The organism is Massilia niastensis DSM 21313, assembly GCF_000382345.1.
Taxonomy (GTDB): domain Bacteria; phylum Pseudomonadota; class Gammaproteobacteria; order Burkholderiales; family Burkholderiaceae_D; genus Telluria; species Telluria niastensis.
Genome location: NZ_KB908078.1, coordinates 129,441 through 150,128, shown reverse-complemented (window position 1 = coordinate 150,128; position 20,688 = coordinate 129,441). Strand labels below are relative to the sequence as shown.

General features: G+C 66.3%; 19 protein-coding genes. 9 read left to right on the top strand and 10 right to left on the bottom strand.

The features are described 5' to 3' along the window. Positions 1 to 6 precede the first annotated feature (6 nt). From H162_RS0103020 to H162_RS0103010, 3 genes are all read right to left on the bottom strand, one after another. The gene (locus H162_RS0103020; protein WP_020651967.1) at positions 7 to 1,455 is read right to left on the bottom strand and encodes an alkaline phosphatase; all 1,449 of its coding nucleotides are present in this window, start codon (positions 1,453 to 1,455) and stop codon (positions 7 to 9) included. 108 nt (positions 1,456 to 1,563) lie between these two features. After that, complete coding sequence (locus H162_RS0103015) at positions 1,564 to 2,250, bottom strand: lytic transglycosylase domain-containing protein (RefSeq protein WP_020651966.1); 687 nt, start codon at positions 2,248 to 2,250, stop codon at positions 1,564 to 1,566. Then, positions 2,247 to 3,977 (bottom strand): proline--tRNA ligase, encoded by a 1,731-nt coding sequence (locus tag H162_RS0103010; protein WP_026354156.1) that lies wholly within the window; start codon positions 3,975 to 3,977, stop codon positions 2,247 to 2,249. Before H162_RS0103010 ends, H162_RS0103015 begins: the two co-directional genes overlap by 4 nt. Positions 3,978 to 4,185: 208 nt before the next feature. On the opposite strand from H162_RS0103010, the gene H162_RS0103005 reads away from it, so the two are divergent. Next, a complete protein-coding gene (locus H162_RS0103005; protein ID WP_020651964.1) occupies positions 4,186 to 4,803 on the top strand; it encodes an RNA pyrophosphohydrolase in 618 nt (205 codons plus the stop codon). Between the two features lie 247 nt (positions 4,804 to 5,050). Further along, positions 5,051 to 5,479, top strand: a complete 429-nt coding sequence (locus H162_RS0103000) for a DUF1841 family protein (protein WP_020651963.1) — start codon at positions 5,051 to 5,053, stop codon at positions 5,477 to 5,479. Positions 5,480 to 5,492: 13 nt separating this feature from the next. Here H162_RS0103000 and H162_RS0102995 read toward each other — a convergent pair whose 3' ends face one another. From H162_RS0102995 to H162_RS34955, 3 genes are all read right to left on the bottom strand, one after another. After that, the gene (locus tag H162_RS0102995) at positions 5,493 to 7,013 is read right to left on the bottom strand and encodes a SulP family inorganic anion transporter (protein ID WP_020651962.1); all 1,521 of its coding nucleotides are present in this window, start codon (positions 7,011 to 7,013) and stop codon (positions 5,493 to 5,495) included. Positions 7,014 to 7,158: 145 nt separating this feature from the next. After that, positions 7,159 to 7,497, bottom strand: coding sequence for a c-type cytochrome (locus tag H162_RS34960; protein ID WP_020651961.1), 339 nt, complete (start codon positions 7,495 to 7,497; stop codon positions 7,159 to 7,161). A gap of 8 nt (positions 7,498 to 7,505) precedes the next feature. Further along, a complete protein-coding gene (locus tag H162_RS34955) occupies positions 7,506 to 7,844 on the bottom strand; it encodes a c-type cytochrome (protein ID WP_026354155.1) in 339 nt (112 codons plus the stop codon). A 177-nt stretch (positions 7,845 to 8,021) separates the two neighbouring features. On the opposite strand from H162_RS34955, the gene H162_RS0102980 reads away from it, so the two are divergent. From H162_RS0102980 to H162_RS0102960, 5 genes are all read left to right on the top strand, one after another. Continuing rightward, on the top strand, positions 8,022 to 8,876 hold the full coding sequence (locus H162_RS0102980; RefSeq protein ID WP_020651959.1) for an AAA family ATPase: 855 nt from the start codon (positions 8,022 to 8,024) through the stop codon (positions 8,874 to 8,876). After that, a complete protein-coding gene (locus H162_RS0102975; protein ID WP_020651958.1) occupies positions 8,873 to 9,463 on the top strand; it encodes a GNAT family N-acetyltransferase in 591 nt (196 codons plus the stop codon). The genes H162_RS0102980 and H162_RS0102975 overlap by 4 nt, the downstream gene beginning before the upstream one ends. 1 nt (position 9,464) lies before the next feature. Next, positions 9,465 to 10,634, top strand: coding sequence for a vWA domain-containing protein (locus tag H162_RS0102970; protein WP_020651957.1), 1,170 nt, complete (start codon positions 9,465 to 9,467; stop codon positions 10,632 to 10,634). Positions 10,635 to 10,747: 113 nt separating this feature from the next. Continuing rightward, positions 10,748 to 11,938 carry a cation:proton antiporter gene (locus tag H162_RS0102965; RefSeq protein ID WP_020651956.1) on the top strand — a complete coding sequence of 397 codons (1,191 nt, stop codon included), beginning with the start codon at positions 10,748 to 10,750 and terminating at the stop codon, positions 11,936 to 11,938. Then, positions 11,928 to 13,061, top strand: a complete 1,134-nt coding sequence (locus H162_RS0102960) for a YbdK family carboxylate-amine ligase (RefSeq protein ID WP_020651955.1) — start codon at positions 11,928 to 11,930, stop codon at positions 13,059 to 13,061. The genes H162_RS0102965 and H162_RS0102960 overlap by 11 nt, the downstream gene beginning before the upstream one ends. A 30-nt stretch (positions 13,062 to 13,091) precedes the next feature. Here the strand turns inward: H162_RS0102960 and H162_RS0102955 are convergent, their stop codons facing one another. The 3 genes from H162_RS0102955 to H162_RS0102945 form a co-directional block, all read right to left on the bottom strand. Further along, a complete protein-coding gene (locus tag H162_RS0102955; protein ID WP_020651954.1) occupies positions 13,092 to 13,430 on the bottom strand; it encodes a hypothetical protein in 339 nt (112 codons plus the stop codon). A 127-nt stretch (positions 13,431 to 13,557) separates the two neighbouring features. After that, entirely contained in the window at positions 13,558 to 14,559 is a 1,002-nt protein-coding gene (locus H162_RS0102950; RefSeq protein ID WP_020651953.1) for a gamma-glutamyl-gamma-aminobutyrate hydrolase, read from the bottom strand. A 130-nt stretch (positions 14,560 to 14,689) separates the two neighbouring features. Further along, positions 14,690 to 15,514 (bottom strand): response regulator, encoded by an 825-nt coding sequence (locus tag H162_RS0102945; RefSeq protein ID WP_026354154.1) that lies wholly within the window; start codon positions 15,512 to 15,514, stop codon positions 14,690 to 14,692. Positions 15,515 to 15,666: 152 nt separating this feature from the next. Here H162_RS0102945 and H162_RS0102940 point away from each other — a divergent pair, with 152 nt between their 5' ends. Both H162_RS0102940 and parC read left to right on the top strand, forming a co-directional pair. Then, entirely contained in the window at positions 15,667 to 17,664 is a 1,998-nt protein-coding gene (locus tag H162_RS0102940; protein WP_026354153.1) for a DNA topoisomerase IV subunit B, read from the top strand. A gap of 87 nt (positions 17,665 to 17,751) precedes the next feature. Beyond that, entirely contained in the window at positions 17,752 to 20,094 is a 2,343-nt protein-coding gene (parC, locus tag H162_RS0102935) for a DNA topoisomerase IV subunit A (RefSeq protein WP_020651950.1), read from the top strand. Positions 20,095 to 20,143: 49 nt separating this feature from the next. On the opposite strand, the gene H162_RS0102930 is transcribed toward parC, so the two are convergent. After that, positions 20,144 to 20,632: a hypothetical protein gene (locus tag H162_RS0102930; RefSeq protein ID WP_020651949.1), complete on the bottom strand. Its 489-nt coding sequence runs from the start codon at positions 20,630 to 20,632 to the stop codon at positions 20,144 to 20,146. Between the last annotated feature and the right edge of the window lie 56 nt (positions 20,633 to 20,688).

Below are 20,688 nucleotides of genomic sequence, written 5' to 3'. Positions count from 1 at the left end.
GGCGTTCTACAATCCGGCGGCGGTCTTGATCAGGCTGAACACGCGGGTGTTGTCGATGGTCCCGCGGAACAGCTCCGATCCCGCGCCCGCCGCGCCCAGGTAGACGTCGGCGCCGCCGTGGGTCTCGGCCCCGGTGCGGGTGCGCACCACCGCTTCCTGGTGGTAGTCGTCGCGCGTTACGATCTCGTCGGTCAGCGGCCCCTTTTGCGCGCGGTTGCCGGCATGGCGGTTTTCGCCGGTGCCGAAGCCGATGATCGTGAACGGCATGCCGTCCTTGTCGAGCTTCGGTGAGCCGTCCAGGTTGCGCACCAGTCCCAGCACGCCCGGATTCGTTGGCGTGGTCTTGCCGGTGCGGACCGCGTAGCCGTTCAGCAGCAGGGTGTGGTCATGGTCGGCGGTGGCGACGATCAGGGTGTTCCTCAGGCCCGGGTCGAGCGCCTGCATGCGCTCGATCGCGGCCTGCAGCGCCGCGTCGTAGGCGACGGTTTCCTGCAGGGCGCGCTTGCCCAGGGTGGCGTGCAGCGCGTGGTCGATCAGGCCGCCCTCGACCACCAGGAAGAAGCCGTTCGGGCTTGGGGCCAGCAGGTCGATCGCCTTGCGCGTCATCTCGTCCAGGCCGGGCTGGCGTTCGGGCTGGCGCAGCGCGTCGTAGTCGAGGTGGTTGGGCGCGAACAGGGCCACGGCCGGCTGGCCGGGCGCGAGCGCCTTGAACTGGGCGCTGTCGCGGGCCACCTTGACGCCCTGCTGCCCCAGTTCGGCCAGCAGGTCGCGGTTGTCGGCGCGCTTGCCGCCGTTCGCGAACGGCGTGAAGAATTGCGCGCCGCCGCCGAACAGCACGTCCAGGCCGCGCGCGCCCAGGGCCGCGTTGTAGCCGGCGCCGCCCGGCACCACCGAGGCCGCGATGTCGGTCTCCAGCTTGCGGTGGCAGAAGTGCGAGAAGGTGGTGGCCGGGGTGGCGTCGGTGACGCTGGTGGTGGTGACCACGCCCGCCGCCATGCCGCGGCGCCTGGCCAGTTCGAGCAGGGTCGGCACCGGCTGGCCGTTCTCGCAGCGGCTCACCAGGTTGTTGCCGTTGGCGTCAGGGCCGGGGGAGATCGAGCGCGTGTCCGATGTCATCGAGATCACGCCGTTGTTGTGCTTCACGCCGGTCATGTAGGCGGCCATCGAGGCGGCGCTGTCGGTGACCTGGGCGTCGTTCGAGAAGGTCTTGACGAAGGCCGATTCGGGCAGGCGGTCGATGGCCAGCTCGCCCTCTTCGCCGACCGCGTAGATGCGCGCGGCGGTCAGGGTATTGATGCCCATGCCGTCGCCGAGGAAGAAGATGATGTTTTTGGCGCGCTGCTCGGCGGGGACGCCGGCGGTTCCGGCATTGAGCGGCGCGGATGCGGGCGGCGTGGCCGCGCAGCCGGCGAGCGCCGCCAGCAGCGTGGCGGTGGCGAGAGTGGTCAGTCGCATGCTTACCTCGTGAGGAAAGCGGAAAGTCTACACCGGCCGCAGGAAAGTTGGCTGAATAGATATGTTGCGGGTTTGTACAGGATGCCGGCATTGCGCGGCAGGGGCGGTTCAGCCTCCGGACCTGGACACGGCGGCTTTGGGATTGTCCGCGCGGGCCTGGCTGGTCGCGCTCATGCCCGGATTGAATTCCCACTTCTTCCACGCCGCATGCACCGCGCTCGGATACTGCGGCTTGCCCCGGCTGCCGTTGTAGCGACCCAGCGCGAGGTACAGGTCGCCGCGCTCCATGTCGATGTACATGCGCAGGATCGAACAGCCGTAGCGCAGGTTGGACTGCATGTGGAACAGCCGGCGGCGGTCGCCGTCGCCGATCACCTTGGTCCAGAACGGCATCACCTGCATGTAGCCGCGCGCGCCGGCGATCGAGATCGCGTACTTGCGGTAGGCCGATTCGACCTGGATCAGCCCCAGCACCAGCCCCGGATCGAGGCCGGCCCGCGTGGCTTCGTAGTGCACCGTCTCCAGGAATTCGGTGCGCGACTGGCCGTCCGGGATGCGCTTCGCCAGGCGGCGCGACATTTCGTCGAACCACTGCTGGTAACGCGCGCGCGCGCCCTCGTCGCGGAACGAGGGCTTGGGCGGGCGCGCGTCGGCGATGGCGTTGGCCAGCGCCAGCCGCACCGAGTCGGCCAGTGCTTCTTCCTTCTGGTTGCCGGCTTGCGCCGCCCCGCCGAGCCCCAGCCCGGCCGCGAGCAGCACGCCCCCGACCAGGGGAGCAAGGTTGAAACGCTTCACTTGCCCAGCTTTTCCTTGACGAAGCCGACCATGTCGGCCACGGGAACGCTGGTGGCCTCGGCGTCGCGGCGGCCCTGGTATTCCAGGTTGCCTTCCTTGAGGCCGCGCTCGCCGATCACGACGCGGTGCGGCACACCGATCAGCTCCCAGTCGGCGAACATCGCGCCCGGACGCAGGCCGCGGTCGTCGACGATCACGTCGACGCCGGCCGCCACCAGGTCGGCGTACAGCTTCTCGGTCTGCTCCTTGACCATCTCGCTGCGGTCCAGGCCCATCGGGCACAGCACGATCTCGAACGGCGCGATCGCGTCCGGCCAGACGATGCCCTTGTCGTCGAAGTTCTGCTCGATCGCCGCGCCCAGGATACGGGTCACGCCGATGCCGTAGCAGCCCATCTGCAGCGCCACCGGCTTGCCGCCTTCGTCCAGGTAGGTCGCGCCCATCGCTTCCGAATAGGCGGTGCCGAGCTGGAACACGTGGCCCACCTCGATGCCGCGCTCGATCGCCAGCACGCCCTTGCCGTCCGGCGAAGCGTCGCCCTCGACCACGTTGCGCAGGTCGGCAACGATCGGCTCGGGAACATCGCGGCCCCAGTTGGCGCCGGTGTAGTGGTAGTCGAGCTCGTTGGCGCCGCAGACGAAGTCCGCCATGTTGGCCACGGTGCGGTCGGCCACGACCTTGACCGGCAGCCTGGTGTTGATCGGCCCCAGGTAGCCCGGCACGGTGCCGTAGGCTTCCAGGATCTCGGCTTCGGTGGCGAAGCGGAAGGTCGCCAGGCCCGGCACCTTCGAGACCTTGATCTCGTTCAGCTCATGGTCGGCGCGCAGCAGCAGCAGCCAGTGTTCCTTGACCTGCTTGCCGTCTTCTTCCTTCTCGACGGTCAGCGCCAGGCTCTTGACGTTCTTCGCCAGCTCCAGGCCGAGGAAGGCCGCCACGTCCTCGCACTTGGTCTTGCCCGGGGTGAGGGTCCTGGTCAGGGCCTGGGTGGCCGCGCCGCGTTCGCCGATCGCCAGCGCTTCGGCGGCTTCGATGTTGGCCGCGTAGTCCGAGCTCGGGCAGTACACCAGCGCGTCTTCGCCGGTGCTGGCGATGACGTGGAATTCATGCGAGCCGGTGCCGCCGATGGCGCCGTTGTCGGCCGCCACCGCGCGGAACTTCAGGCCGAAGCGGCTGAAGATGCGGACGTAGGCGTCGAACATGGTCTGGTAGGACGCCTGCATGCCCGCCACGTCGCGGTCGAACGAGTAGGCGTCCTTCATGGTGAATTCGCGGCCGCGCATCAGGCCGAAGCGCGGACGGCGCTCGTCGCGGAACTTGGTCTGGATGTGGTAGAAGTTGATCGGCAGCTGGCGGTAGGACTTCACCTCGGTGCGCACGACGTCGGTCACGACTTCCTCGGACGTCGGCTGGATCGCGTAGTCGCGGCCATGGCGGTCCTTGACGCGCATCAGTTCCGGGCCCATCTTGTCCCAGCGGCCGGTTTCCTGCCACAGTTCGGCCGGCTGCACGACCGGCATCAACAGCTCGATCGCGCCGGCGCGGTTCATTTCTTCGCGGATGATGCCCTCTACCTTGCGGATGATGCGCAGCCCGGTCGGCATGTAGGTGTAGATGCCGGAGCCCAGACGCTTGATCATCCCGGCGCGCATCATCAGCTGGTGGCTGACGATCTCGGCATCGGAAGGCGCTTCTTTAAGAGTTGAAATAAAAAATCGTGAGGCGCGCATATCGTTGAATTCTTTTTAAAAAGAGAGAGTTATAATCGACCTTAATTTTAAAGGATTAGCCGGCTGATGCGTCCAATCTTTCTACAAATGGGTCCGGAACACAGGCAGCGCCCGCCGCACAAACGGCATGGAATCCCCATAGGCGCGCAAGTTTGTAAGTAAAAATATAAGGAACGCAGGAGCCGGCAGAAAGTTTCGAGGTGCACTTATGCTCGATCGTGAAGGGTTTCGCCCCAACGTCGGCATCATCCTGCTGAACGCCAACAACGAGGTGTGGTGGGGCAAGCGGGTGCGCGAGCACTCGTGGCAATTCCCGCAAGGGGGTATCAAGTACGGTGAGACGCCGGAACAGGCGATGTACCGCGAGCTCGAGGAGGAAATCGGCCTGCGCCAGGAGCACGTCAAGATCATGGGACGTACCCGTGACTGGCTGCGCTACGAAGTGCCCGATCACTTCATCAAGCGCGAGATCCGCGGACATTACCGCGGCCAGAAGCAGATCTGGTTCCTGTTGCGCATGGTGGCGCGCGACAACGACGTGAACCTGCGCCTGACCGACCATCCGGAGTTCGACGCCTGGCGCTGGCACGACTACTGGGTTCCGCTGGACGTGGTGATCGAGTTCAAGCGTGACGTCTACCAGCGCGCCTTGCAGGAACTGTCGCGTTTCGTCACCTGGCCGAAGGGCGCGCACGGCGAACGGCGGCACACGGCGCGCTACCTGCGCCAGCCGCGCGCCCAGCAGGGCAGCAAGACGGTGCAGCCGCCCACCCTGGCGGCGCCCCCGGGCGCACCGGAGTCGCTGGTACTGTTGCCAAACAAGTAAGCAAAAGGGGAAAGTGGCCTGCCACTTTCCCCTTTGCATTCCTCCCGCACCGGCCCACGCGGCCGGATGCCCTTCCTTGCGTCAATCGTCTTGTTTCGCGTACAAGACATTGTTGTTTCCAACATACTCAGCAGTACTCTCCACCCGCATGCAACATGGCAAGGATGCCGGTGGAATGCCCTGGCGGGCGGGCCGGGCGCCATCGCGCTACAATGCCGGCTCTCTCCTTTTTCCGACGCTCCCACCCATGTTCACACCGTCTTCGCACGACGTGCGCCGCTTTTTCTGCGAAGCCTACCGCAAGCAGCGCAACGGCGAGATCCTGACCCCGATGGACGCCATCGCGGCCGACTGGATCGTCCAGCATCCCGAGTACCACGACGCGCTCGAGGATGTCGAGGCGGCGATCGCACGCGACTACTCGGTGGAGGGCGGGCAGCCGAATCCCTTCCTGCACCTGTCGATGCACCTGTCGATCGCCGAGCAGGTCTCGATCGACCAGCCGCGCGGCATCCGCGCCGCCCACGATGCGCTGGTCGCGAAACGCGGGCAGCACGATGCGCACCACGAGATCATGGAATGCCTGGGCGAGATGATCTGGACCTCGCAGCGCAACGGCGCCCCGCCCGACACGGAAACCTACGTCGAGTGCGTGCGCCGGCGCGCTTTCGCCTGAGTCTTCGCCCGGCTCAGGCCAGCTTGTCGTCGGCGACCCGGTAGCGCGGATCCTCGAGGAGGTTCACCTCGATCATGTCTTTCGCCTTCTCCAGCAGCTCGCGGCAGTCCGGGCTGAGGTGGCGCAGGTGCAGGCGCTTGCCCAGCGCGCGATAGCGGTCGGCCAGCGCATCGATCGCCTGGATCGCCGAATGGTCGGCCACGCGGGCGCGGCGAAAATCGATCACCACATCCTCCGGGTCGTCCCTGGGACGGAACAGCTGCTGGAAGTTGGTGACCGAAGCGAAGAACAGCGTCCCTTCCAGGTCATAGACCTTCCAGCCCTGCGCGTCGACCAGGGCTCCCGCCCTTACCTGGCGTGCATGCTGCCAGGCGAACACCAGCGCCGACACCACCACGCCCGCCAGCACCGCGACCGCCAGGTCGAACAGCAGCGTGATCGCGGCCACCAGCACCACCACGAAGGCATCGGCGCGCGGCACCTTGCCGAACAGGCGGAAGGTGCCCCACTCGAAGGTCTTTTCGCAGACCACGAACATCACCCCGATCAGCGCGGCCAGCGGGATCGCCTCGATCCACGCCGATCCGAACAGGATGAAGGCCATCAGGAACAGCGCCGCGGCGATGCCGGACAGGCGCCCGGTGGCGCCGCTGTTCACGTTGATCATGCTCTGGCCGATCAGCGCGCAGCCGCCCATGCCGCCGAACAGGCCGGTGACGACATTGGCCGCGCCCAGCGCCATGGATTCGCGGTTCGGCTGGCCGCGGGTGTCGGTGATCTCGTCGATCAGGGTCAGGGTCAGCAGCGACTCGATCAGGCCGACGCCGGCCATCACCAGCGCGTACGGGAACACGATGCGCAAGGTTTCCAGGGTGAACGGCACGGCGGGCGGCGCGAACGCCGGCAGGCCGCCCGCGATCGAGCCGAGGTCGCCCACCGTCTTGGTGTCGATGCCCAGCAGTGCGCAGCCGGCGCTGGTGGCCAGGATGCCGACCAGGGTCGCCGGCACCGCCCTGGTGATGCGCGGCGTCAGGTAGATCACCGCCATGGTCGCGGCCACGACGCCGAGCATGGCGGCCAGCCGGGCGCCGTCCATCCATTGCGGCGCGCCGCCGGGACCGGCGACCTTGAAGTGGCCGAACTGGGCGATGAAGATCACCAGCGCCAGTCCGTTGACGAAGCCGAGCATGACCGGGTGCGGCACCATGCGGATGAACTTGCCCAGCCGGGCCAGCGCGAACAGGAGCTGCAGCACGCCCATCAACACCACCGCCGCGAACAGGTACTGGGCGCCATGCTGCACCACCAGCGCCACCATCACGACCGCCAGCGAACCGGCCGCCGCCGAGATCATGCCGGGGCGGCCGCCGAAGGCGGAGGTGATGAAGGCGACCAGCACGGCGGCGTACAGGCCGGTCAGGGGCGACACGTGGGCGACCAGGGCGAAGGCGATCGCCTCCGGGACCAGGGCCAGGGCGACGGTCAGGCCGCTCAGCAGGTTGGTCTTGAGGTAGGTGAGTGAGACGGAAAGCAAGGGAACTCCGGTAAATGCGTGGCGGTGCGGGTTGGTGTCCTGAGGGTGACGATGGCGGCGTGCGCGCACCACAAAAGAAAAATCCCCTCGCCGCCCAGCAGCCGAGGGGATCGCATGTTACCAGCCCGGGGCTGGCAGCGTGTCGCTACCTGCTGACCACCAGGTTCGACGGCAGGCTGGCCAGGTAAGCCCCGATATCGGCCATGTCCTGGTTCGACAGCGGCTGCACCTGTCCCGCCATGATCGGGTTGGTGCGGCCGTTGGCGCCGGCGCCGCGCTTGTAGGCGCGCAGCGCGTGGGTGAGGTAGTCGGCGTGCTGGCCGGCCAGCTTCGGATAGCTCGGGTCGATCGGCTTGCTGTAGTCGGCGCCATGGCAGGACGCGCAGTTGTACTTCTTGGCCAGCGCCTCGCCGCGCGAGACGTCGGCGGCCGATGCGTTCAGGCAGACCGCGCCGACGGCCAGTGCGGAAATCAGTTTTTTCATGGCGGTCCTCATCGCTTGACGGTGGCTGGGGTCTGCATGGCGTAGTAGGCTGCCACGTCGGCGATGTCCTGGTCGCTCAGGCTCGCCGCGATGCCGCGCATCGACGGATGCTTGCGGTCGCCCTTCTTGTACGCGTGCAGGGCCGCTTCGATGTACTTGGCGGACTGGCCGCCGATCATCGGCACCTGGTAGACCTCGGGGAAGGCCGCCTTGTAGCCCGGGATGCCATGGCAGCCGATGCACATTTCAATCTTGGCCGGTGCAGCCTTGGGATTGCCGACGACTTCCGCGGCTGCGGCGGTGCTGGCGCACGCGGCCAGCACCAGTAGTGCTAAAGTGTTTTTCATGGGTGGGGCTCGTTAGTTGTAATTCGAATACCGCAAACGCACAAAAAGTTAGCAATTGGACTACCAACCAGTCGATTCTATCCGAAGACTTGGCGTCAGTCTATAAACCGTGCGGTGCGTCACCGGCCGGGTTCTGGCATATACTCGTTGGCATTTCACTCTCTTTTCATCTCGCGTATGCAAGCTTCCCAACGCTTCGAAGGCAGCGACAACTACGTCGCCACCGCCGACCTGAAACTGGCCGTGAACGCCGCGCTCACGCTCGGCCGCCCGCTCCTGATCAAGGGCGAGCCGGGCACCGGCAAGACCATGCTGGCCGAAGAAGTGGCCGCGGCGCTGGACATGCCGCTGCTGCAGTGGCACGTGAAGTCGACCACCAAGGCGCAGCAGGGCCTGTACGAATACGATGCGGTCTCGCGCCTGCGCGATTCGCAGCTGGGCGACGAGCGCGTGCGCGACATCCACAACTACATCGTCAGGGGCGTGCTGTGGCAGGCCTTCACCGCGCCCGAGCCGGTGGTGCTCCTGATCGACGAAATCGACAAGGCCGACATCGAGTTCCCGAACGACCTGCTGCGCGAACTGGACCGCATGGAGTTCTACGTCTACGAGACGCGCGAGATGGTCGTGGCCAAACACCGCCCGCTGGTGATCATCACCTCGAACAACGAGAAGGAGCTGCCCGACGCCTTCCTGCGCCGCTGCTTCTTCCACTACATCAAGTTCCCGGACCGCGAGACGATGGCCGACATCGTCAAGGTCCACTTCCCCAAGCTCAAGCAGGAACTGCTGGGCGCCGCGCTGCAGAGCTTCTACCAGCTGCGCGACGTCCCCGGCATCAAGAAGAAGCCCTCGACCTCGGAATTCCTCGACTGGCTCAAGCTGCTGCTGGCCGAGGACATCCCGGCCGAAGCCCTGCGCAGCCAGGACGCCAAGGCCGTGGTGCCGCCGCTGGCCGGCGCCCTGCTGAAGAACGAGCAGGACGTGCACCTGTTCGAGCGCCTGGTCTACATGTCGAGGACCAACCGATGATCCGCGTCGCGCCCGTCACGCTGGAATTCAACGGGGTGCGCCTGGAGCCGCTGGCGCCGCACCATGCCGACGGCCTGCGCGCCGCCGCCAGCGACGGCGAGCTGTGGCAGCTGCGGGTGACCACCGTCCCCGAGCCGTACAACGTGGAGCACTACATCGGCGCCGCGCTCGAGATGCGCAACCGCCAGCCCTTCGCCGTGATCGACGCGGCCTCCGGCACGGTGCTGGGCAGCACCAGCTACCACGACATCGTGCCCGAGATCGACCGCGTCGAAATCGGCTACACCTGGTATGCCAAGCGGGTGCAGCGCTCGCACCTGAACACCAGCTGCAAGCTGATCCTGCTGTCGCATGCCTTCGACACGCTCGGCTGCGGCGTCGTGGGCCTGCGCACCGACTGCGAGAACTTCGCCTCGCAGGCCGCCATCGAGCGGCTCGGCGCGCACAAGGACGGCGTGATCCGCCACCACGGCGCACGGCGCGACGGCACGATCCGCGACACGGTCATGTACAGCATCCTGCGCGCCGAATGGCCCGCCATCAAGTCGCACCTGCACGAACGCCTCGCCAGCCACGCCAGGCCCTGACATGCTGATCGATTTCTTCTACGCGCTGCGCGAGGCCAGGGTCCCGGTCACGATCAAGGAGTTCCTGACCCTGCTCGAAGCCCTGCAGGAACAGGTGATCGCGCCTTCGCTCGACGAGTTCTACTACCTCGCGCGCCTCACCCTGGTGAAGGACGAGGCGCACTTCGACCGGTTCGACCGCGCCTTCGGCGCCTATTTCAAGGGCGTGGACGCGGTGTTCGACGAGCAGGCCGAGATTCCGCTCGAGTGGCTGCTCAAGCGCTTCGAGCGCGAGCTGACGCCGGAACAGAAGGCCCAGCTCGAGAAGCTCGGCTACGACAAGCTGCAGCAGCGCCTGGAAGAACTGCTGAAGGAACAGAAAGGCCGCCACGAAGGCGGCAACAAGTGGATCGGCACCGGCGGCACCTCCCCGTTCGGCAACAGCGGCGCCAACCCGGAAGGCATCCGCATCGGCGGACAAAGCCGCAACCGCAGCGCGGTCAAGGTCTGGGACCAGCGCAGCTACCGCGACTACGACGACGAGCGCGAACTCGGCACGCGCAACATCAAGGTCGCGCTGCGCCGCCTGCGGCGCTTCGCGCGCCAGGGCGCGGCCGAGGAGCTGGCGCTGGACGACACCATCCGCGCCACCGCCAGCAATGCGGGCTACCTCGACATCCGCATGCAGCCCGAACGCAGGAACCGGATCAAGGTGGTGATGCTGCTCGACGTCGGCGGCACGATGGACGACCACATCGAACGCACCGAAGAGCTGTTCTCGGCGGCCAGGACCGAGTTCAAGAACATGGAGTTCTATTATTTCCACAACTGCGTCTACGACTACCTGTGGAAGAACAACCGGCGCCGCCACAGCGAGCGCTTCCCGACCTGGGACGTGCTGCGCAAGTATCCGTCCGACACCCGCCTGATTTTTGTGGGCGACGCCACCATGAGTCCCTACGAGGTGCTGGCGCCGGGCGGCTCGGTCGAGTACAACAACGAGGAAGCGGGCGCCGAATGGCTGGCGCGCTTCGTCAGCCACTTCCCCAAGTTCGCCTGGCTCAACCCCGAGCCGGAAAGCCTGTGGGAGTACCGGCAATCGATCGCCGTGATCCGCCAGATCATGAATAACCGCATGTTTCCGGTCACCCTGGAAGGCCTGGAACGGGCAATGCGTCTCCTCAGCAAATAGGACGATTCCTACGGGAAGTGCGCGCGAATCGTGCGCACGGAGTCTCTTGTAGAATCGGCAAAGAAAGTGTCAATGATGACTGACCACTGCTTGCCTTTCTCGAGGGGGACTTAATGCCAGACCTGCTGTCCGTGTTGACAAGTCTTGCATGGCCGTTCGCGATCGCGATCGCCTGGCTGGCGGGCGAATTCGGGCAACGCTGGACCGGCCTGCCGCGCATCAGCTTCTACGGCCTGGCCGGGTTCATGCTCGGCAGCACCCAGATCGGGGTCCTGCCCGCGCCGGACGCCGGGCCGGTCGCGCTGCTGGCCAATATCGCCTTCGGCCTGGTGCTGTTCGAACTGGGCTACCGCATCAACCTGCGCTGGCTGGTCAACAATCCCTGGATCGGCGTCGCCGGCCTGGTCGAGGCCGGCCTGACCTTCATCGCCGTGTACCTGGTCGCCACCGCCTTCGGCACGGCCCGGATGACGGCGCTGCTGATGGCGGCGCTGTCGATGGCGACCTCGCCCGCCACCGTGGTGCGCGTCATCAACGAACAGCGCAGCTCCGGCCAGGTGACCGAACGGGTGCTGCACCTGTCGGCCCAGAACTGCGTGCTGGCGGTGTTCGCGTTCAACGCCATCATCGGCTTCTGGATCTTCCGCACCTACGAGGCGGTCGGCGAGGCGATCTGGCAAAGCCTGGTGATGCTGGCCGGCTCGATGCTCGCCGGCGCCCTGTTCGGCGTGGTGGTGCCGGCGCTGCTGCGCGCCATCGGCCATCCCGGCCAGGACGCCACCGTGCCCTTTTCCCTGGCCGTGATCCTGCTGGTCGCGATCTGCGACAGCGCCAGCCTGTCGCCGGTGGTGGCCTCGCTGGCCTTCGGGCTGGCCGCGCGCCACCGGCGCATCGCCTTCAGCCAGGCGCAGCGCAATTTCGGCGCGCTCGGCGAAGTGCTCACCGTGCTGCTGTTCGTATACGCCGCCTCCACCATCAACTGGCTCACCGTGGCCGAGGGCAGCGCACTGGCGATCGCCGTGGTGCTGGTGCGCCTGGTGACCAAGACGGCCGGCGTGATGGCGCTCTCCCAGCTGTCGGGCATCTCGTGGCGCAAGGGCATGCTGACCGGCCTCGGGCTGGCGCCGCTGGCGGTGTTCGTGATCCTGCTGCTCGAGCATGCGCGCCATGCGGGCGTGCACGTGGTCGAGGAACTGCGCTCGATGGCGGCGGTGACGATGCTGCTCGAAGTGTTCGGCCCGATCATCATCCAGCGCGCGCTCATCTGGGCGCGCGAAGCACCGGAGACCGCCAATGCCGCTTGAACCCTTTGCCACGTCGCAGCCGCTGACCTTCGGGGTCGAGCTCGAACTGCAGCTGATCGACCTGTCGGACTTCAACCTGACCGCGGCCAGTCCCGACCTGCTGCACCTGCTGAACCGCAAGCCCTTCCCGGGCAACGTGACGCCCGAGATCACCGAGAGCATGATCGAGATTAACTCGAGCGTCCAGACCGCCTACGCGCCGCTGCTGGCGGAACTGCTCGAGATCCGCGACACCCTGGTGACGGCCAGCGACACGCTCAACATCGGCATCGCCGGCGGCGGCACCCATCCGTTCCAGCACTGGTCGGACCAGAAGATCTCGGCCAAGCCGCGCTACGAATACCTGTCGCAGCTGTACGGCTACCTGGCCAAGCAGTTCACGGTGTTCGGCCAGCACGTGCACATCGGCTGCGCCAGCGGCGACGACGCGCTCTACCTGCTGCATGCGCTGGGACGCTACATCCCGCACTTCATCGCGCTGTCGGCCTCCTCGCCCTTCGTGCAGGGGCATGACAGCCTGTTCGAATCGGCGCGCCTGAATTCGGTGTTCGCCTTCCCGATGAGCGGGCGCGCGCCCTTCGTGCTGTCCTGGGCCGAATTCAACGAGGTGTTCTTCGCCAAGATGGAACGCACCGGCGTCATCAAGAGCATGAAGGACTTCTACTGGGACCTGCGGCCCAAGCCCGAATACGGCACCATCGAGCTGCGGGTCTGCGACACCCCGCTGACGGTGGAGCGCGCGGCGGCGCTGGCCGGCTACCTGCAGGCGCTGTGCCGCCACCTGCTGGCGCGCGGCGAGGAAGCGCCGGTGGAGGACGATTACCTGGTCTACAACTACAACCGCTTCCAGGCCTGCCGCTTCGGCCTGGAGGGCACCATCACCCATCCGAAGACCTACGAGAACATCCCGCTGCGCGAAGACATCCTGGCGACCCTGGAGAAGATGCTGCCGCATGCGGAGGCGCTGGGCAGCGTGGACGCCCTGCGCCACCTGAACGCGGCCGTGAACGAGGGCAGCGATGCGACCCTGCTGCGCCGCTACTTCGAGCGCGACGGCAGCGTGGAAAGCATGGTCAACGCCGCCATCGCACGCTTCCGGGGCGAGCGCCGCATGGCGCCGTAGTACGGCGGCCAGGGGCGCATCAGGGAGGGTTCAGCCCGCGACCGCGGCCGCCTTGCCGGGCCACGCCCCTTTCATGAAGCGCGCCAGCAGCGGCTGCCTGGCTGGCGGCAGCCTGGCATCGACCATCCCGGCCCACTGTTCGGCCAGCTGCTCGCAGGTGGCGCGCAGGACCGGATCGATCTCTGGCAGGCGCGACAGCGCGCACAGGTGGCGCTCGATCACGGAGGCCAGCTTGACGCAGGGCGGCTCGCCCTCGCCGCGGGCGGTGTAGTGCGACATCAGGTGCAGCAGGGATGCGACCAGCAGCACGTCCTGGCTGCGTCCGGGCTGCGCCGGAGGCAGTGCGTCGTCTGCGAAGGAAATGTTCATGCAAGCCTCTCTGATAAACGGTTGCCTTCTCGTAAATGAGAATCATTCTCATTCCAATTATTGTCCGGGCGATAAATGAAAGCAAGCGTTTTCGAAGGGTTTTCGATAAGACAATCTTATTGCATGACTACAGCCGTGTTTCACGGGCCGCGCGCAGGAACTCGTCCAGCACGGGCGTACAGTCGAGCAAGTCGACCCCGCCGGCACGGTGGAATTCCGGGTGCCATTGCAGGCCCATCACGAAGTCGGCGCGCTCGTAGCGGATCGCCTCGACGATGCCGTCGGGATCGGAATAAGCTTCGACCCGGATATCGCGCCCGAGTTCCTTGACCGCCTGGTGGTGGATCGAGTTCACCACCGCGCGATTTACCTGAGGAAACATGCGCGCCAGCGAAGAACCTTGCGGGAACACGATGTCGTGGCGGTGGGCGTCGTACAGGTCGTGCACGTGGGCCCTGGCCTGCGGCACATTCGTGGCCACGTCCTGGTACAGGGTGCCGCCGAAGGCCACATTGATCAGCTGGCAACCGCGGCACACGCCCAGCACCGGCTTGCCGGCGTCCACGAACTCGTGCAGCAGTTCCAGTTCGTACACGTCGCGCGCACGGTCGCCGCCCCACTCGGGACGGGTCGGGGTTTCGGAATAGGTCTGCGGCGCCACGTCCGCCCCGCCCTGCAGCACCAGGCCGTCGAGGTGGCGCGCGTAGTGGCGCAGGGTGATGTTACTCGGGTGCAGCAGGCCGCTGGTGTTCACGGTCGGGATCATGAAGACCAGCACGTCGCGCGACATCACCCACTGGGCGATCGACTCCTCGAGGTACTGGAGATTCTTGCTGAGCAAACCCTTGGCGCCCGATTCCGGGTGGAAGATGCGGGCGGAGACGCCGATGTGCAGCGTGCGCTGCATGAAGTCGCGGCTGAAACGGTCGCGCAAGGCGCGGAAACGCGAGGTGATGACCCGGCCGGCCAGCGCCATCGGGGTATCGCCGTCGCGCTGGTAGCGGGCGCGGGCGCCACGCGCAGGTGTGTCGGTGGCGCGCCGGTCGGGAACGCGGACCGGGGTGTCGGGACTCTTCTCGGTGGGAGGGCCGGCAGGCTCCTCGGGTTGCTTGGGTTCGTTTTCCGCCATGGATATCAATATAGCCTTGCTTCGGCCGCGCACGATACGGGCTTGTTGCAAAGGCGTTCATCAAGGGACTAAAGGCTGATGCATTGGTCAACGCTTGATGAGGACCCGCCGTTGACACGCCGCCGGCGGACTAGACGGGCAGATCCAGCAGCTTCTGGAAGGTCATCATCAGGTGCCGCCCCGCCACCGGCTTGTCGAGCAGGCCGCGCACCCCGGCATCCCTGGCGCGGACGCTGTCGTATTGAAAGGACGACTCGACCAGGAACAGCACCGCCGTGCGCCCCGCCCCGCCCTGGGACTTGATCGAGCTGCACAGCCAGTAGGGATCGACGCCCACCGCCGAGGTGTTGATCATGACCAGCGAGACGGGCGTCTCGTCGCACAGGCGCATGGCGGCGCGCAAGCTGTCGGTCCACTCGACGGGCAACTTGCGCCTGCCGAGCACGCGCGCCACGTGATCGCGGAAAGTGCACTCCTTGTCAATGATGAGTACGCCCCCATCTGATGGACCATGACGCAGGCGATCGTAGAATTCGGGCTTTTCGGTATCCGGCGCGAGACGCGGATGGCGCCGCCGCTCGGCCAGGAGCCGCTCGCCGCGCGCGTTCAGCTCCGCCAGCGCCTGCACCCGCATATCGAGCAGCTCGGCCAGTTCGTCGAACAGGCGCTTGGGCTCGATCGGGCGCGCCATGGTCGGACGGGCGCTGGCATCCCCGCCGCCGATGACCAGCGCGGGCTGCAAACTGCTGGGCGGAACGCAGCCCAGCCGCTTGAGCGCGGCCGAACTGTCGCCATTTGCAATATATAGATCGGGCTCTTGCAAACTGTCGTCGTGCAGGCAAGAATACGACGGTCCCGCAACCGGGGCCCGCGCAAGCAGGGCTTCCAGTTGCGTGCTCTCATCTGGTTCGAACCCGACCAGGCGTACGGTGAATGGATGTCTGGGTACGTGCATCGTGCCGCCTCCCCTGGCATGTGCCGGTCGTAATCCAATTTAATCTAGCACAAGTGTGCAAAGTGGCAAGCACGATTGCCTCCCCCGCGAAAAGATCAACTTTTCTGCCCGACAAGATAGAATGCGCAGGCATTCGATAAACAAACAATAGCATGGCCTCTAAGAAACCCTCCACCGATTACAGCGAATCATCCATCCGCGTCCTGAAGGGACTCGAACCTGTGAAACAGCGTCCGGGCATGTATACCCGGACCGAAAATCCGCTCCACATCATCCAGGAAGTGATCGACAACGCCTCGGACGAGGCGCTCGGCGGCCACTGCAGGAACATCGGCGTGACGATCAACCTCGATGGCTCGATCACCGTCGAGGACGACGGCCGCGGCATTCCCGTCGGCCTGCACCCGGAAGAAGGCGTCTCCACGGTCGAGATCGTCTTTACGCGCCTGCATGCGGGCGGCAAGTTCGACAAGGGCTCGGGCGGCGCCTACGCCTTCTCGGGCGGCCTGCACGGCGTCGGCGTGTCGGTGACCAACGCCCTGTCGAAGCGCCTCGAGATCACGGTCTGGCGCAAGGACGAGCAAGGCAACGGCGTGCACCGCCTGACCTTTGCCGACGGCGACGTGATCGAACCGCTGAGCTCCGCCCCGCTTGAGCGCGGCGGCAAGAAGAACGGCACCCGCGTCACCGCCTGGCCGGACGGGAAGTATTTCGACTCCCCGAACATCCCGATGGCCGAGCTGCAGCGCCTGCTGCGCTCGAAGGCGGTGCTGCTGCCGGGCGTGACCGTCACGCTCACCCATGCCAAGACCGGCGACGTCCAGACCTGGCGCTACGACGAAGGCCTGCGCGGCTACCTGACCGAGGCGCTGAACCAGGCCTCGAACGGCCAGACCCTGATCCCGCTGTTCGAAGGCGCGCAGTACGCGGCCCAGGGAGACGAAGGCTTCGCCGAGGGCGAAGGCGCGGCCTGGGTGGTGGCCTGGACCGAGGAAGGCGCCGTGGTGCGCGAATCCTACGTCAACCTGATCCCGACCGTGAGCGGCGGCACCCATGAAGCCGGCCTGCGCGACGGCCTGTTCGGCGCCGTGAAGAGCTTCGTCGAGATGCACTCGCTGCTGCCGAAGGGCGTCAAGCTGCTGCCCGAGGACGTGTTCGCCCGTGTTTCCTTCGTGCTGTCGGCCAAGGTGCTGGACCCGCAGTTCCAGGGCCAGACCAAGGAACGCCTGAACTCGCGCGATGCGGTGAAACTGGTGTCGACCTTCACCCGGCCGCCGCTCGAGCTGTGGCTGAACCAGCACGTCGAATACGGCCGCAAGCTGGCCGAACTGGTGATCAAGCAGGCCCAGTCGCGCCTGCGTTCGCTGCAGAAGGTCGAGAAGAAGAAGTCGTCGGGCGTGGCGGTCCTGCCGGGCAAGCTGACCGACTGCGAATCGAGCGACATCACGCGCAACGAACTGTTCCTGGTCGAGGGCGACTCGGCGGGCGGTTCGGCCAAGATGGGCCGCGACAAGGAATTCCAGGCCATCCTGCCGCTGCGCGGCAAGGTGCTGAACTCCTGGGAGACCGACCGCGACCGCCTGTTCGCGAACAACGAGATCCACGACATCGCGGTGGCGATCGGCGTCGACCCGCACGGCGCGGACGACCATCCCGACCTGTCGAGCCTGCGCTACGGGAAGATCTGCATCCTGTCGGATGCGGACGTGGACGGTTCGCACATCCAGGTCCTGCTCCTGACGCTGTTCTTCAAGCACTTCCCTGCCCTGTTCCGCAACGGGAACATCTGCGTCGCGCGTCCGCCCCTGTACCGCGTGGACGTGCCGGCGCGCGGCAAGAAGCCGATCCAGAAGCTGTACGCGCTGGATGACGGCGAACTGCTGGCGATCGAGGACAAGCTGAAGAAGGAAGGCCTGAAGGAAGGCGTGTGGAGCATCTCGCGCTTCAAGGGCCTGGGCGAGATGAACGCCGAACAGCTGTGGGAAACCACCATGAACCCGGACACCCGCCGCCTGCTGCCGGTATCGTTCGGCCAGTACAACCTGGCCGAATCGGCATCGCGCTTCAATATGCTGATGGGCAAAGGCGAAGCCGCCGCCCGCCGCGCCTGGATCGAGGAACACGGGAACGAAACGGAAGCCGATATCTGACCCCTTGGACGTGAGCGCGAACGCTCGTAGGGTGGACAGCTGTGCTGTCCACGCGTCCAACCAGCGCCCGAACAACACCAAACAACTATGACGCAAGCAAGCCTTTTCGAACAACAACACGAGCCCTCGGACGACATCGAGACGCTCACCCTCTCCACCTTCGCCGAGCGCGCCTATCTCGACTACGCGGTATCGGTCGTCAAGGGCCGCGCGCTGCCGGACGTGACCGACGGCCAGAAGCCGGTGCAGCGCCGCATCCTGTACGCAATGCACGAGCTGGGCCTGGGCCCGACCGCCAAGCCGCGCAAATCCGCCGCCGTGGTCGGCGACGTGCTGGGCAAACTGCACCCGCACGGCGACCAGTCGGTGTACGACGCGCTGGTGCGCATGGCGCAGGACTTCTCGCTGCGCTACCCGCTGATCGACGGCCAGGGCAACTTCGGCTCGCGCGACGGCGACGGCGCCGCGGCGATGCGCTACACCGAAGCCCGCCTGACCCCGATCTCGCGCCTGCTGCTCGACGAGATCGACATGGGCACGGTCGACTCCCAGCCGAACTACGACGGCTCGACCACCGAACCGCGCTCGCTGCCGGCGCGCCTGCCGATGGTGCTGCTCAACGGCGCCTCGGGCATCGCGGTCGGCCTGGCCACCGAGATCCCGTCGCACAACCTGCGCGAAGTGGCGCAGGCGGCGGTGGCGATGATCCGCAATCCGAAGATCACCCACGCCGAGCTGATGACCATGGTGCCGGGTCCGGACTTCCCGGGCGGCGGCCAGATCATCACCCCGCCCTCGCAGATCGCCGACATGTACACGAACGGCCGCGGCTCGATGAAGGTGCGCGCGCGCTGGAAGATCGAGGAACTGGCGCGCGGCCAGTGGCAGGCCGTGGTCCACGAGCTGCCGCCCGGCGCCTCGGCCCAGCGCGTGCTGGAAGAGATCGAGGAACTGACCAACCCGAAGGTCAAGGTGGGCAAGAAGGCGCTGCTGCCGGAACAGCTGGCGCTCAAGCAGACCATCCTGGGCGCGCTCGACACCGTGCGCGACGAATCGGGCCGCGAGGCGCCGGTGCGCCTGGTGTTCGAGCCGAAGTCGAAGAACCAGGACCAGACCGAGTTCATGCTGATGCTGCTCGCCCACACCTCGCTGGAGAGCTCGGCCCCGATCAACCTGGTGATGATCGGCGGCGACGGCCGCCCGCGCCAGAAGGGCCTGGGTTCGATCCTGCAGGAGTGGATCGACTACCGCTTCGTCACCGTGCGCCGCCGCACCGAATTCAGGCTGGGCAAGGTCAATGACCGCATCCACATCCTGGAAGGCCGCGAGACCGTCCTGCTCAACATCGACAAAGTGATCGCGATCATCCGCAACTCGGACGAGCCGAAGGCCGCGCTGATCGAGGCATTCCGCCTGTCCGAGCGCCAGGCCGAGGACATCCTCGAGATCCGCCTGCGCCAGCTGGCGCGCCTGGAAGCGATCAAGATCCAGCAGGAGCTGGCCGAGCTGCGCTCCGAGAAGGAAAAGCTGCAGGACATCCTGGACAACCCGTCCACCATGAAGCGCGTGATCATCAGGGAGATCGAGGCCGACGCCAAGCAGTTCGGCGACGACCGCCGCACCCTGATCGAGGAAGCGCAGAAGGCCGTGGCCGAGCAGAAGATCATCGACGAACCGGTCACCGTGATCGTTTCCGAGAAGGGCTGGGTGCGCGCGCGCACCGGCATCGGCCACGATCCGGCGCAGTTCAGCTTCAAGGCCGGCGACTCGCTGTACCGCGCCTTCGAATGCCGCACCGTCGACACCCTGCTGGGCATCGGCGACAACGGCAAGGCCTATTCGGTGCCGGTGGCGGCGCTGCCGGGCGCGCGCGGCGACGGCGTGCCGATCACGACCCTGGTCGACCTGTCGGGCGGCGTGCGCATCCTGCACTACTTCGCCGGCAACCCGGACACGCGCCTGCTGCTGTCGACCTCCGACGGCTTCGGCTTCATCACCAAGGCGGGCGACATGGTCAGCCGCCTGAAGGGCGGCAAGTCCTTCATCACGCTCAACGACGGCGCCGTCCCGCTGCCGCCACGGGTCGTGCTCGACAGCGCGGGTGCGATCGCCTGCCTGTCCGAGAAGGGCCGCGTGCTGGTGTTCGGCATCGACGAGATGAAGGTGCTGACGAATGGCGGCCGCGGCGTGATCCTGATGGAGCTGGAACCGAAGGAAACCATGCTGGCCGCGCAGCCGATCAGCCAGAAAGGCCTGAACGTGCACGGCACCTGGGCCGGCGCGAAGGCCCGCGTGGTCGAGCTGTTCGCTTCCAGCCTGGAGCCGCACTTCGGCAAGCGCGCGCGCAAGGGCAAGCCGCTGTCGGCGCGCCTGAAGGCGCAGGACCTGGCGATGCGGGCCACCGAGGCCGACGCGGCGAAAGCCGGATAAAACAAAAACGCCGGCAAATGCCGGCGTTTTTTCATGCAGCGATCAAGGCTTAGTGCTTGGCCGCCGCCTTGTGCACCTCGGCCGTCGCTTCGGCGCGCACCTGCTCGGTCTTGGCCGCGGCGCGAGCCTGGTCGGCAGCCACGTCGACCTGGGTCTTCAGCAGCTTCTCGTCGGCCTTGATCATCTTCTTCTCGGCCTTCAGGTTGGCGTCGGCAAGCTTCTCCTCGCCCTTGGCGACCGCCTTGGCGCGGTCTTCCGGATCGGACTTGGCCACCTTCTCGGCCGCGTCGGCATGCGATTCGACCAGCTTCGAGTGCGCCTTGGCCTTGGTCTCGTTGGCGTCGGCCACTGCCTTGCTCACTTTCTCGTTGGCCTTGGCGGCCGCCTTGACTTCCTTCGCTTCCGCCTTGGCGATGTTCTTCTCGGCCTTGGCTTCGGCTTTCACGACACCGGTATCGACGGTGGTGGTGGCGGTGGTTTGCGCGTGAGCGCCGGTAGCCAGCAGGCCTGCGATGAGGGTTGCGATCAGCTTGTTCATGGTTGCTTCCTTTCTGGTGGTCACTGCGAGGATCGATTCGTCTTCGCAATAGTTTT